Annotated in this window: 8 protein-coding genes; 4 read left to right on the top strand and 4 right to left on the bottom strand. The window is 73.3% G+C overall.

Going from position 1 to position 13,425, the window contains the following annotated elements:
• Positions 1–263: 263 nt before the first annotated feature.
• Complete coding sequence (locus tag BKK80_RS01635; protein ID WP_071068495.1) at positions 264–1,895, top strand: ATP-binding domain-containing protein; 1,632 nt, start codon at positions 264–266, stop codon at positions 1,893–1,895.
• Positions 1,896–2,297: 402 nt separating this feature from the next.
• On the opposite strand, the gene BKK80_RS01630 is transcribed toward BKK80_RS01635, so the two are convergent.
• Genes BKK80_RS01630 through BKK80_RS01620 form a run of 3 tightly spaced genes read right to left on the bottom strand, consistent with a single transcriptional unit; the run spans position 2,298 to position 9,062 of the window.
• The gene (locus BKK80_RS01630) at positions 2,298–2,711 is read right to left on the bottom strand and encodes a hypothetical protein (protein WP_071010581.1); all 414 of its coding nucleotides are present in this window, start codon (positions 2,709–2,711) and stop codon (positions 2,298–2,300) included.
• Between the two features lie 37 nt (positions 2,712–2,748).
• The gene (locus BKK80_RS01625) at positions 2,749–6,318 is read right to left on the bottom strand and encodes a UvrD-helicase domain-containing protein (protein WP_205683709.1); all 3,570 of its coding nucleotides are present in this window, start codon (positions 6,316–6,318) and stop codon (positions 2,749–2,751) included.
• Entirely contained in the window at positions 6,315–9,062 is a 2,748-nt protein-coding gene (locus tag BKK80_RS01620; RefSeq protein ID WP_205683708.1) for a PD-(D/E)XK nuclease family protein, read from the bottom strand. The genes BKK80_RS01625 and BKK80_RS01620 overlap by 4 nt, the downstream gene beginning before the upstream one ends.
• A 311-nt stretch (positions 9,063–9,373) precedes the next feature.
• Here BKK80_RS01620 and BKK80_RS01615 point away from each other — a divergent pair, with 311 nt between their 5' ends.
• Positions 9,374–10,129 (top strand): hypothetical protein, encoded by a 756-nt coding sequence (locus tag BKK80_RS01615; protein WP_071068494.1) that lies wholly within the window; start codon positions 9,374–9,376, stop codon positions 10,127–10,129.
• Between the two features lie 20 nt (positions 10,130–10,149).
• Here the strand turns inward: BKK80_RS01615 and BKK80_RS01610 are convergent, their stop codons facing one another.
• A complete protein-coding gene (locus BKK80_RS01610) occupies positions 10,150–11,220 on the bottom strand; it encodes a helix-turn-helix transcriptional regulator (protein ID WP_071010579.1) in 1,071 nt (356 codons plus the stop codon).
• 279 nt (positions 11,221–11,499) lie between these two features.
• On the opposite strand from BKK80_RS01610, the gene BKK80_RS01605 reads away from it, so the two are divergent.
• Both BKK80_RS01605 and BKK80_RS01600 read left to right on the top strand, forming a co-directional pair.
• Positions 11,500–12,279 carry an AraC family transcriptional regulator gene (locus BKK80_RS01605; RefSeq protein ID WP_071068493.1) on the top strand — a complete coding sequence of 260 codons (780 nt, stop codon included), beginning with the start codon at positions 11,500–11,502 and terminating at the stop codon, positions 12,277–12,279.
• A gap of 150 nt (positions 12,280–12,429) precedes the next feature.
• Entirely contained in the window at positions 12,430–13,359 is a 930-nt protein-coding gene (locus tag BKK80_RS01600; RefSeq protein WP_071068492.1) for an alpha/beta hydrolase, read from the top strand.
• Positions 13,360–13,425 lie beyond the last annotated feature (66 nt).

Below are 13,425 nucleotides of genomic sequence, written 5' to 3'. Positions count from 1 at the left end.
GCTGCGGCCGCGGCCGCCCATGCGTATCCGGCCCCGCCGCCGCCGGGAAGAGCTTTGTCCGCGCAGCCCTATATCGGAAGGCATGCGCGCATCCTTAGCCCCCCATGCGAGGGGGACCGCCTGGCCGGATGCATCGACCTCGCCGATTGCATCGCACATGGAGCGGGAGCGCTGCCTGCAGCGCCATGCGGTATCCTCCCGCCACATCATCCACATCGGCTACATCGGCTACATCGGCCACCTCACCAAGACGGAGAATCCAGATGGCACGCGTCGTTCCCGACGGCTGGGAGACCATGGAAGCGGACGGTCCGCTGCAGCGAGAGCTCGATACGCTGGCGGTGCTGGCCAAGGGCCTGCCGGACGGCTACACCGTCTACCACGCGGTGCACTGGACCAATGTGGAGCGCGCCCACGCCATCTACGGCGAGATCGATTTCGTGGTGATGAACCGCGCCGGCCACCTGATGCTGATCGAGCAGAAGAGCGGCTACCTGGTCGAGACCGACGAGGGGCTGGCCAAGAACTATGGCGGCAGGCTGAAGTCGGTGCCGGTGCAGATGGGCCGCACCGCGGACGGCCTGCGCGGCAAGCTGGGGCGCGCGCTGCCGGCGCAGCCGATCCGGCTGGAGCACCTGCTGTACTGCCCGGACCACGTGGTGCGCTCGCCGGCCACGGCCGGGCTGTCGCCCGAGCGCATCATCGATGCGCAGCGGCGCGACGCGCTGTGCCAGTGGATCCAGCAGGTGCTGCCGGTGGGCGAGGACGATGCGCTGGCGGCGCGCGTGGACCGCTTCCTGTGCGACATCATCCAGCTCGAGACCGACGTCAGCGCCCTGGTGGGCCAGGCGCGCGCCATGGTCACGCGCGTCTCGGGCGGACTGGCGCACTGGGCGCGCCAGCTCGATCTGGAGCCCTTCCGCCTGCGCGTGACCGGCACGGCGGGATCGGGCAAGACGCAGCTGGCGCTGGCCGAGTACCGCGCCGCCATCGAGGCCGGCAAGCGCCCGCTCTATGTCTGCTTCAACCGCCCGCTGGCCGACCACTTCGCGCGCATCGCGCCGGCCGGCGGCCATGTCGGCACCTTCCACATGCTGTGCGACCAGTTGCTGCGCGCGGCCGGCATCACGCCGGACTTCCAGCAGCCGGATGCCTTCGGCCGACTGGTGGCCGCGGCCGCGGAACGGGAGGTGACGCCGGCCTTCCTGTTCGACAGCGTGATCGTGGACGAGGGCCAGGACTTCGCTCCCGCCTGGCGCGACCTGGTGCTGCGCCACGCCCGCCCCGACGGCCGCGTGCTGTGGCTGGAAGACCCGCTGCAGAACCTGTACGGCCAGCCGCCGGTGGAACTGCCCGGCTGGGTGCGGCTGCGTGCCGAGAGCAACTTCCGCAGTCCGCGCCCGGTGGTGAAGCTGCTGCAGGCCATCGTGCCGCCCGAGGTGAAGATCGAGGCGGCCGCGCCGCTCGCGGCCGCCGAGGTGGAATTCCTGGTCTACCGCGACGACGCCACCCTGCGCGAATGCGTGAAGGACGGCATCCGCCAGTGCTACGCGGCGGGCTTCCGCAAGGGCGACGTGGCCCTGCTCAGCTACCGCGGCCGAGAGAGCTCGCGCCTGCTGGGCTTCAACCAGCTCGGCCCGCATACGCTGCGCACCTTCACCGGCGAGTACGACGTGCACGGCCGGCCGGTCTACTCCGACGGCGACGTGCTGGCCGAGACGGTCCACCGCTTCAAGGGCCAGTCGGCACCGGCCGTGGTGCTGGCCGAGGTCGACTTTGAAACGCTGGACGACCAGGCCGTGCGCCGGCTCTTCGTCGGCGCCACGCGGGCGACGATGAAGCTGGTGCTGGTGTTGTCGGAGCGGGCGGCGGGGATCCTGGTGGAGCGGCTGTAGCAAGCACCCTGCCCGCCGTCCCGCGCGATCAGCGTTCGTGTGTCCGGCTCGGACTGTAGGTGCACCCCGAGCCGGTGGCACTGGAACCGCACCAGCGGCACTTGTTGTTGCCACTGCCATGGCGGTGTGTTTTGGTCGGGCTGTAGGTGCAACCCCGTCCATGGCTGCTCGATCCACAGAACTCGCACTTTTTTTCGTCGCCATTGTGTTCGTGACGCTTGTGCGGACTGTAGGTGCAACCACTGCCATAGCTGCGCGAACCGCAGAATCGGCATTGACTCATCTTCTTGTCTCCTCTTGGAAAATCGGCCTTGTCAGGCCCGGATCAACCCACCAGGCGATCGCTGCGATGTCTCGCTGCGATCCCGGTGCAGGCAAACGCATCACCAAGTCCAACCTCCCTCAGAACCGCTCCGCCCAAGCCTCCCAGAACCCCGGCTCGTCATGGTGCGCATTGCGCATCGCCACTTCGAGCGAGACCGCCCAGAACTTCATGCCGGGCAGGCGCAGCGTGCCGTCGGGATGCTCGAGGAAGGCGGCCAGCGCCTGGTAGGCCGGGTCGGCGAGATCGAAGGGCACGTCGAGATAGAGCGTGCCGCCATAGCTGCGCATGGCCGTTTCGCTGGCGATCTCGCCGCACTCGCACCAGCCGACGCCGTTGGCATCCAGCCAGTCGATGACCTGGGCGCGCGTGGGGTTGGCCCGCCAGTTGCCCGGCCGGCGCCAGTCGGCGTCGTCGTCGAAGAAGGAGAGATAGAGGACGTCACGCTGCTTGCGGCGGGCGATGGCGTCGATGTGTTCGATCAGTTGGGGCATGGTGTTCTCCTGCTGGCGCTCTGGCGTGGTGTGCTTGTCATGCGCGGAAGCTCTCCACCTCGATCACCCGTCCCGACGTCACCATCACGATGAGCCCCCGCCGCGCCCCGCTCATGGCCAGGTACTGCCGCACCTGCGCGCGGTAGTGCTCGACGGTCTGCGGCGCGGGATCGACGTCGCTCTTCCAGTCGATGACCACCTGCGGGCGGCCGTCGTCGCCGAAGGCGATGGCGTCGGCGATGCCGGCGGTGGCTTCTTCCTGGTCGTCCCAGGCGGTGGCCGCGTACAGCGTGTACTCGGGTACCAGCGCGGACCGCAGCGCGGCGACCTCGGGCAAGGCCAGGGTGCGGGCGACGCTGGCGGCGATCTCCTCGGCGGCGGGACCCCGGGCGGGGTCGGCGCACGGCGGCAGGCCCAGCATGCCGATCAGCTCGGCGGCGCGCGCGGCGAGCGTGTCGGGGACGTCGGCGGTTTCGCCGTTCAGCACTTCTTCGAGCAGCTTGTGGATCAGCAGGCCGCGCTCGCGGCCGCCCTGCACCTTGGCCTCTTGCACCTTGGCCTCTTGCCGCTCGTCCTGTGCCGTCGCCTGCGCCGTCGCCTGCGCGCAATCGGACGCGGCGGCGGACGGCGCGTCGTCGAGGCTGCTGGCGATGCGCTCCGTGTCGAGCGGGCGCAGCAGCGGCGTGCCGGCGCCTTCGTCGCGGCTGGGGGCCACCCAGGCGAGCCGGCGCCGGCCGGCGGCGATGGCTTCGGCCTGCTGCGCGAAGACCTCGGGCGTCTGCGCGCTGGCGGTTTCGGCGGCGCCGAGGCCGCCAGCGCCGGGGTCGGCAGGCAGGTGGGACAGGTCGAGCGCGGGCAGTGCCTGCAGCGGGAACTGCGGCAGCGCGATCCACGCGTTGCTGCGCGGCGGCGGCACGTCCAGGCGCGGCAGCACCAGCAGTTCGCGCGCGCGGGTGGCGGCCACGTACCAGAGGCGCAGGCGCTCGCGCTGCAGCTCGTCCTGCTCGGCCTGGCGCGCGGCTTCCAGGCCGACCGGGTCGGTGCCGAAGACGGGGCAGAAGAGATGGCCGGTGTGGCGCTCCACCACGGTGCTGTCGGCCGCCTTCACCTGGGTCATGGTGTTGATCGGCACCACCACCGGCCATTCGAGGCCCTTGGCGGCGTGCATGGTGTAGAGCGCCACCGCCTCTTCCTGCGCATCGGGGCGGCCTTCCGGGGCGCGCGCTTCGTCGCTCCAGGCGGCGGTCATGGCCTGGGCCAGCGCGCGCAGGCCGCGCACCGCGTAGGCGCGGCAGAGATTGAGGTAGAGGTCGACGTTGGCCAGCGCGCGCTCGGCCTGGCCGCGGTGGCGCTGCTGCAGCAGCGGGCGCACGCGCAGCGCCTCGACCGCCTGCGCGATCAGCGCGTGCGGGGTGGTGGCGTTGGCGCGGCGGCGCAGCGCCTGCAGGGTCTCGACGATGTGGCGTGCGAGCGGATGGGCGATGGCCTGCGCCTCGAGGTGGAGGGTGAGCGCGGCCAGCTTGCCGGCGGCGATCTCCTCGTCGGTGCGCGGCAGCGCCCACACGATATCGAGCAGCTCTTCCTCGCTCAGGCCGACCAGCGGCCCGCGCAGCAGCGCGCCCAGCGCGAGCGTGTCGCGCGGGTCGGCCAGCACGCGCGTGACGGCGATCAGGTCCTGGATCTCCTGGCGCCGGTACAGGCCCTTGCCGGCCTGCGTGGCGACCGGCACGCCGCGCCGCTCCAGCGCTTCTTCGTAGCGCCACAGTTCGCTGCCGGTGGGGGCCAGCAGGGCGATGTCGCCGGGGCGGCAGGGGCGGGCCTGGCCGCTGCGGCGGTCGATGACGGGCTCGCTGCCGATCAGGCGGGCGCACAGCTCGGCCACGGCTTCGGCCTCGGCGTCGCGCTGTTGCTCGGCGCTGGCGGCGCCGTCCTCGTCGGCGGCCGCCACGTCCAGCGCGGCCACGCAGGGCCGCTCGCCGGCATCGGCATGGAAGGGCTGCAGGGCGGTGAAGCCGGGCTGGCCCTGCGCCTCGGACAGCAGGTCGGCGAAGCGCGCGTTGACCCAGTCGAGGATGGTGGCGCGCGAGCGGAAGTTGGTGGCGATGGCGAGCACGCTGTCGCCGTCCTGGCGCGCGAAGGCCGTGCGCGCCTCCACATAGGCGGCCACGTCGGCGCCGCGGAAGCGGTAGATGGCCTGCTTGGGATCGCCCACCAGGAACAGCGCGCCCGGGCGGATGCGGTAGGCGCGCCAGTCCGTGCCGCCGTCGCCGCCGTCGCCACCGTCGCCGCCGTCGCCGCCGATCTCGCCGCCATCGCCACCGGCGACGGGCTCGCCGCACAGGCGCCAGAAGATCTCGGACTGCAGCGGGTCGGTGTCCTGGAACTCGTCGACCAGCACGTGGGTGAAGCGCCCGGCCAGCGCGCGGCGCACCGGCTCGTGGTCGCGCAGCAGGTCGCGCGCGGCGTGGATCAGGTCATCGAAGTCGAGCAGGCCGGCCTGGCGCTTGTAGTCGCGGAACTGGTCGGCGACCGGGCGCAGGGCCTCGACCAGGCCGGCCAGCACCCACGAGGCGGTGTGCTGCTGCAGCGCCAGCCAGGCATCGCGGCAGGCGGCATAGCAGGCGGTGGCACGCTGGGCCATGGCCTCGCCGTCGGCAGCCCGCAGGCCGGCGGCGCGCGCGGCGGCGCTCCACTTGCCCTTCTTCTTGTAGGCGGCAAAGCCGCCGCTGGCCGTCAGCAGCACGGCGGCGGGCCGCGTGAGCACCAGCGCGGCCAGTTGCTGGGCGGCGTGCTCGTTGCCGTGTCCTTCCCAGCGCGCGGGAATGGCCTGCGCCATCCCGGCAAACCCCGCGACGATGGCGGCGGTCTCGGCTTCGTCCACCGTTGCGCACTCGGCCAGCAAGGCCTGGAAGTCCTGCACCGCGGCGCGGAAGGCCGCCAGCCGCGGCGCCAGTGCCTCGGGCGCGCGCACGCCGGCCTGGCGATGCTGGCGCAGCAGGTCCAGCACCTTGCCGGCCAGCGCTACGGTGGCCGCCGGCTCGCGCCAGGCCAGCTGGGCGAGCAGGCTGCCGCCCTGCGGGTCGGCCGCTCCCGCTGCGCCGGCATCGGCGAGGGCCGCGCGCAGCCAGGCGTCGGCCAGTTCGCGGTAGACCAGGTCGGCCTGGTCGCGGTCCATCAGCGTGGCGCCGGGGTCGATGCCGGCTTCCACCGGATAGGGCCGGATCAGGCGCTGGCAGAAGCCGTGGATGGTGGAGCACGTCATCTCGTCGATGGCGTGGCTGGCGGCCTGCAGGTGTTCGAGCTGGCGGGCATCCGGACCGGCGGGCAGCGCGGCGCGCATCTCGGCCGGCACCTGGCCCGAGGCCAGCGCGGCGACGAACTCGCGCACGCGGATCAGCAATTCGCTGGCCGCCAGCTCGGTGAAGGTCACCGCGGCGATGTGCGCGGGCGCGATGCCCCGCGCCAGCAGCAGCGCGATGCGGCCGGCCATCACGGCAGTCTTGCCGGAGCCCGCGCCGGCTTCCACCAGCAGGGAGCGCTCATGCGCGGCGATGGCGGTGCGGCGGGCGGCTTGGTCGAGGAGGACAGGCATGGCGGTGGTCATCATGCGGCTTCCCAGATGCGGGCGGCGTCGCCCAGGCGTGCGGTGGCGGCGGCGAGCTTGCGCCGCAGGTAGCCGGCCTTGGCATTGGCCGGCAGGGCGAAGCCCAGGTCGTCGTAGTCGCTGCCGCTGTCGATGCCGATCACGGTGGCACCGCCCAGCAGCGCGTCGCGCGCGGCCCGCAGGCTGGCCACCACGGTATCCAGCGTGCCCTGCGGATCGTCCAGCACCAGCTCGACGCCGTCGCGCGGGTAGAGCAGCGCGGCGCTGATCTCGACGCCGTCGCCCAGCAGGGCCCGCACGGCGAAGGCGTACAGGCAGCGCTGCAGTTCCTTGCCGCCGTTGAGCACGAAGGGCTTCTCCTTGCCCTCGCTGCCGGTGTCCGGGACGGCGCCGGTCTTGTAGTCGAGCACCAGCGCGCGGCGGCCGTCGCCGGAGATATCGAGGCGGTCGATATAGCCGCGGATGCGCAGGCCGGTGCCGGGGATCTCGACGCTGGCCTGGTGGTCCCAGGGCACGGCGCTGCCGGTCTTGGGCGCCATGCCGCCGAAGGGGACTTCACCGAAGGCGCGCGCGGCGGGCAGCCGCCCCTGGCTGGCGGCCAGCGCGGTGGTGCTGATGGCGCGCACGTCTTCCAGGGTGCGGCGCCAGATCAGCGCCGGCGGCACGGCCTCGCCGGCCTCCCATTGCCGCGCGGCCTCGGCCGCGGCCGCCTGCACGGCGGCGGCGATGCGCTGCGGGCTGGCGGCAGCCAGCCCCCCTTCCTCCGTTCCCTGCGTTCCCTGCGTTCCCTGTGCCTCCAGCGCCTGCAGGGCCAGGTCCAGTGTCAGGTGGACCAGGTTGCCCAGGCTGGGCGGATCGAGCGTGAGCCGCTCCGTGCCGTCTTCCGGCGCGCGCCAGCCCAGACCGTACTGCCACAGGTAGCCGAGCGGATTACGCAGCAGGCGGCTGAGCGAGCTGGCCGACTGCGGGCGCGCCAGCACGGCGGCCAGCGCGGGATGGCCGGCGCGCACCAGGCCGTCGTGCGGCGTGAGCTCGGTGCGCTGCCAGTCGAGCCAGCAGCGCTGCGCGGCCTCGGCCTGCGGCAGCCGCGCGAATTCGTCGGGGCGGGCCAGCAGGCGGTCGCCCTCGCTGCAGGCCTGTGCCGGTGCCGCGTTGCGGCGCAGATAGGTTTCGTCGGGCTGGCCGTGCAGCAGCGGGCTGCGGCCCAGCAGGCGCCCCTCGCCGTCGCGGCGTGCGCGCGACAGCACCACCTCGCTCTCGGTGGTGGCGAGGATGATGCCGAAGTCGCGCCGGTCGGCGGCGGCGACGGGCAGCGGATCGAGCTCGGCCGCCGGCACGATGTGCTCGGACAGCAGGCGGTCTTCCGCGCGCCCGCGCGGCCAGTGCGAGGAGTTGAGGCCGAGCAGCCGCACGAAGCGGCGCGGCGCCGACGCCAGCGCGCTGGCGGGCATCCAGGCGGCGCACACGCAGGCCTCCAGGCCGTCGTCCTGCTTGAGCCCGGCCAGCGTGACGTCGAGCGCTGCCGCCGGACCGGCCAGCAGGGCGCGGCGCCAGATGGCGAGCGCGCGCCCGCCGAGCAGCGCCTCGCCGGCCTCGGCCGCGCCGTCATGGCCGCGCGACAGCAGCGCCACCACGGCGCGCAGCGTGGCGCCGAGTGCCTTGGCCTCCGGCCACTCGGTGGCGCCGGTGGCGCCGGTGGCGTCGGTGGTGCCGGTGGTGCCGAGGCGGTCCAGCAGCCGCGTCCAGGCGGCGGCGCTGCTGAGCGGCGCGTCGGCCGGCAGCGCCCGCGTCCAGTTCTCGGGCAGCTGGCCCAGCAGGCCCGCGCCACCGGCGCACAGGGTGGCGAGGCGGCGCAGGCGCGCCTGGCTCAGGCCGCGCAGCAGGACGTCGGCCAGCGCGGCGGCGGCCTGGCCGTCGCGGCTGGCAGCAACCGTCACGCCATGCACGAAGTGCAGGTCGAGCCCGCTGTCGGAGCGCAGCGCGAGGAAGTGGTCGTCATAGTCGGCCGGCGTCACCGCGGCGATGGCGATCTCCTCCGGGCGCGCCTGCCCGGATGCCAGCAGCGCGCGCGCCCAGCGCATCGCTTCGATGGCCTCGTGCTGCGCGGTGGCGGCGCTGACCACGCTGCGCGCCGGCGCGCAGGGCGCGCTGCGCTCGACCGCCACCGCGCTGCCGTCGAGCCATGCCGGCACAGGGCGCGGCCCGGCCAGCCAGCGCAGCGGCAGCACGGCGGCCAGCGCCAGCAGCAGCGGGCGCCAGCAGGGCGGCAGGTCGGCCAGGCCGTCGACGTCGACGCGGCCGAGCAGCGCGGGGGCGTGCGCCAGGCGCGCCTGGGCGGCGGCGGCCAGCGCGGGCGGATGGAGCATGCCCGGCGGCAGCTGGGCCAGCACGGCGCGCTCCAGGGCGGCCATGGCCGCCAGCCGCGCGTGGTCGCCGGCGCGCGCCTGCAGGTCGATGCCGGCGCGCCAGGCCTTGCGCAGTGTGTCGGCGGCGGCGCCGACCATGCCGGGCAGGTCCTTGATGGTGTCGAGCTCGCCGAGCGGCGTGCCGGGCAGCACGGCCTGGATGGCGGCGCGCAGGGTGTCGTCGTCCAGCGGCGCGATGAAGCCGCCGGCCAGGCGCGCGGCGAGCTGTTCGATATCGACGATCTGCACGCCCTGTGCGCGCGTCCGCGCGGCGCGCAGGCGCTGCCCGCGCAGGGCGAGGCGCCCTTGCGTGACGATGGTGTGCCGTGGTCTGGTGTTCACAAGCTGTCCTCCTGGCCGGCCCCGCGCGATGGCGGGGCCGGCATGTTCCGCGTTGGCTGCGTTGGCTGCGTTGGCTGCGTCTTCTGTACCGGCGGCATGGACCGGCGCTCCGGCAGCGTCACCGGCATGCGCCCGCTGGTGTCCTCGGTAGTGCCCTCGCTAGTGCCCTCGCTAGCGCCCTCGGTAGTGCCTGGCGGTACCTGTCCGCCCTCTCCCGCCTGCCCTGCATTCTGCGCAGATATCTGCGCACGCCTTGCGCAGATGCCGCGCCACACTGGCCTCATCCAATCCGAGGGAGAGCCAATCCGTCTATGTCGCGCATCGATGCCCATCTCACCGTACACAACGTCCAACCGCAAGCCGTCGCGCAGCGCATCCTGCTGCGCCGCTGGGGCTTCTCCGAGGCCGAGGCCGCCGGCCTGCTGCCGGACCTGGACTCGCTCGACGGGCGGCTGCAATGGAGCGTCGACGAGCGCGCGGCGCGCCGGCCCGATATCGTCATCCACCTGGTGGATGCCACGCGCCTGAGCGGCGTGTTCGGCGGTGCGCGCTGGAACGCGATGGGCCCGGTGGACGCCATGCGCAAGGCGCGCCAGCGCCGCACTGTCGAGATCGCCCTGGTGCTGGGCTCGACCCAGCACCTGCCGCTCGACCGGGTCGGCTGCTGGGTGCTGGCGGGCGAGCGCAGCCTGGCCACGGCGCTGAACATCCTGGCGCGCACGGCGATCGAGCCGATGCTGTCGGCCGAGCCCGGCCTGCCCGTGGGCCTGGAGGAACTGGCCGCCACCAATGCCTTGTGCGTGCTGACGCGGGAACAGGGCACCGACCGAGACGCGCTGGCCAAGCGCACCATGGAGGTGCTGTGGACCGCCTGCGAGCGCGCCTACGCCGCGCCGCGCCGCGTGCTGGTGGCCGCGCAGACGCATGTGGTGGACCTGGTCGAGACCTTCCGCCCGCAGATGCGGGAACGCCTGCGCCTGCATCGGCGCCAGACCGGTTCGCTCGACCTGTCGGCCGAGTTCACCGTGGTCTATCCCTGGCCCGCCACCCCCTTGGCACCGTTCTGAGCGGGGTGGCCGTGCGCGCTTCACGGCTGCGCCGGCAGGTCGTCGTAGTAGCGGCAGGCCTGCCGCAGGCCCTGCGCGATTTCCGCGCGCAGCTCGGCCGGGGCCAGCACCTCGACCCGCGCGGCGCGCTCCATCAGCAGGTTGCGCAGTTCCACCGAGGGGATCACGGTCGCGCTCAGGCGGAAGCCGCCGGCCTCTTCCTCGATGCACTGGTCGTCGGACAGACGCTGCTCGCGGAAGCGGTCGCGCAGGCCCACGTCCTCGCGCACGCGCAGCGCGATGCGGATCGGCTCCTGTGGAAAGAAGGAGAAGAACTGGTTGTGGCGCACGTAGGCGTCCAGGTCGAAGGCGGGATCGGGCTCGCCGGGCACATCCGTGCAGGTGGCGTCGACGAAACGGTCCAGGCGCAGCTGGTAGCGGCGGAAGGCGCCGGTGCTGCTGCTGCGCCGGCTCGCCACCACGTAGAGCACCGGGCCGCGTTCGACCAGCGCCAGCGGCACCACCTCGTACGAAGCCGGCGCCGCGGTCTCCAGCCGCGAGTTGCGGTAGGACACCGACAGCACCTTGGTCGCGTACAGGGCGCGGCGGATCTCGTTCAGGATCCCGCTCTCGACGGGCGGCGAGACGAAGGGATAGCCGGCATCGATGCGCACCGTCTTGGTGGCCCAGGCGCGCGCGTCGACCAGGGTGGGATCGACCGGGCTCTCCTGCAGCACCTTCTCGGCGCCGGTGAAGTACTCGGTGAGCAGGCCGGTCACATGGCTGGGCAGGTGATTGGGCGCGTGGCGCTGCAAGGTCAGCAGCGCGATCGCCAACTCGAGCGGCGGGCGCCGCGCCACACCGTTCGCGGCGCGCGGCTTGCCGGTCTTCCACCACTTGCGGGCACGTGCCTCGCCGGATTTGCCGACATAGCCCTCCAGCTCCAGTTGCTCCAGCGCGCGGCGGATGGTGTCGCGGCTGGGCGGCTGGCGCGGATGCAACTGCTGGACGCGGTCGATCAGCTCGCCCGAGGCGATCGGTTGCTCGGCCGCGGAGGGCATGCGCGCGAGGATGTCGTTCTCGAGCTCGGGCCAGAGGGAAGAGGTGGCCATGGCAGGTCTTTGGCTAGGCCCTGGTACGGCGGGATGCCGGGCGGAATGCCGTGGGCTCGGCATTTAGTATCGGTGGCCGGGCGTGCGGCTTTAGGGGAATCGGCCCCCTCCTGATCGGGGGGGTGCATCGGACGATCGGCACGGCGACGATGCCGCGGCAGTGTGCGAGCGAGACACGCCCGGCAGGGCACCCTCTACCGCATCCGAGCGCTCCCTGAACGCACGACAGCCCCTGCCAAGCCATGAGACGATAGTCGCGCCCCATCCGCCCCGCCGACCATGCCCCCACCCACCCACCTCCCCGTCCTCCCCACCCCCGACACCCTGCTCCAGCCGGTCGCCCGCGCCTACCCCGACGGCCACGAGATGCCCGAGCACTGGCATGAGGCGCCGCAGCTGATCCATGCGGTGAGCGGCGTGATGGAGCTGCGCTGCGCAGACGGCTTCTGGGTGATCTCGCCGCAGCAGGCCTTGTGGATGCCGGCCGGCGCGCCGCACCGCTTGCGCGCGCGGGGTGCGGTGGCGTTGCGCACGGTGTACGTGGCGCCGGCCTTGTGCGCGGCGCGCATGCCGGCGCAGCCGCGCAGCCTGGTGGTGGCGCCGCTGCTGCGCGAGCTGGTGCTGCAGGCGCGGCCGGTGACGCGGGCGACGCCGGCGGATGGGCGCGAGGCGCACCTGATGCAGTTGCTGCTGGACGAGCTGGCGCTGGCGCCGGCGATCCCGCTGCAGCTTGCCATGCCCAGGGACGGCCGCCTGCAGAAGATCTGCCTGGGCCTGCTGCACGATCCGGGCGACGAGCGTGGCCTGGAGGCGTGGGGGCGGCTGGTGGGGGCGTCGACGCGCACCTTGTCGCGCTTGTTCCAGGCGGAGTTCGGTACCAGCTTTGCCTTGTGGCGGCAGCAGGCACGGGTGTTCGCCGCCATGCCGCGCCTGCGCGAGGGCGAGGCGGTGGCGCGCGTGGCGGCGGACCTGGGCTATGGCTCGGCGGGGGCGTTCGCCACGGCCTTCCGGCGGCTGACCGGGTACTCGCCGCGCGAGCTGCGGCGCCAGGCTGGCTGATCCGCGCAAGTTCGTGGCGCGCCGGCGGCAGACGGGGCGGGCGCGGCGGCCTATGCTGCGGGGTATCGCTTCGCCGCGTGGGCCGGCCTCTTCGGCACGGGCCCGCCGCGCGGCGGCATCCCTTCGCTACCCACGCAAGCAGGAGCCGACATGGCAGGACCCACCCGTGAATCGCACCGCATCCCGGCCAACGGCATCGAGCTGGATGGCTGGCTTTACCTCCCGGCGCTGCCGGCCGCAGCGACCGCAGCAGCATCGACTACATCCGCGGCAGCGGCCCCGCTGATCGTCATGAGCCACGGCTTCGCGGCGGTCAAGGAGCTGTATCTCGACCGCTTCGCCGCGGCCTTCGCCGAGGCTGGCTTCGCGGTGGTGCTGTACGACCACCGCAACTTCGGCCGCAGCGGCGGCGCGCTGCGCGGCGAGATCGATCCGCGCCAGCAGGTGGACGACCTGCGCGACGTCATCAGCTGGGCCATGGCGCTGCCGCAGGTGGATCCGGCGCGCGTGGGCGTGTGGGGCTCCAGCTACAGCGGCGGCCACGCCATCTCCGTGGGCGCGCACGACCGCCGCGTGCGCTGCGTGGTGGCGCAGGTGCCGACCATCAGCGGCTACCAGAGCCTGCTGCGCCGCGCCGGGCCGCAGCTGCACGCGGTGCGCGCGGCCTTCGCGCAGGACCGCGCGGCGCGCTACCGCGGCGAGCCGCCGCGCTACCGGCGCGTGATCGACCAGGACGGCGAGGCGGGCATCTACGGCAGCGATGACGCGCAGGCCTTCTACAGCGCGGCCTGGACGCTGGCCGATGGCTGGGACAACCGCGTCACGCTGCGCTCCAGCGAGCTGGCCAGCGAGTACGAGCCGGGCGCGTGGATCGACCGCGTCAGCCCGACCCCGCTGCTGATGGTGGTGGCCGAGCACGACACGGTGACCCCGACCGACCTGGCGCTGGCGGCCTACGAACGGGCGCTGGAGCCGAAGCGGCTGTGCCTGCTGCCGGGCGGGCACTTCGATCCCTACACCACGCATGCCGGGCGCGCCATCGCGGCGGCGCGGGACTGGTTCGTGCAGCACCTGGGCTGAGCGGGGCCGGCGCAGGGCGGCGGAGGGCGGCGCGGCCCCGCCAGCCTGAACCGCCGCGCGAATAAA

This window comes from Cupriavidus malaysiensis, assembly GCF_001854325.1.
GTDB classification, from domain to species: domain Bacteria; phylum Pseudomonadota; class Gammaproteobacteria; order Burkholderiales; family Burkholderiaceae; genus Cupriavidus; species Cupriavidus malaysiensis.
Note: the sequence above shows the minus strand (reverse complement) of the source record. Positions and strands in the feature narration are given on the sequence as shown.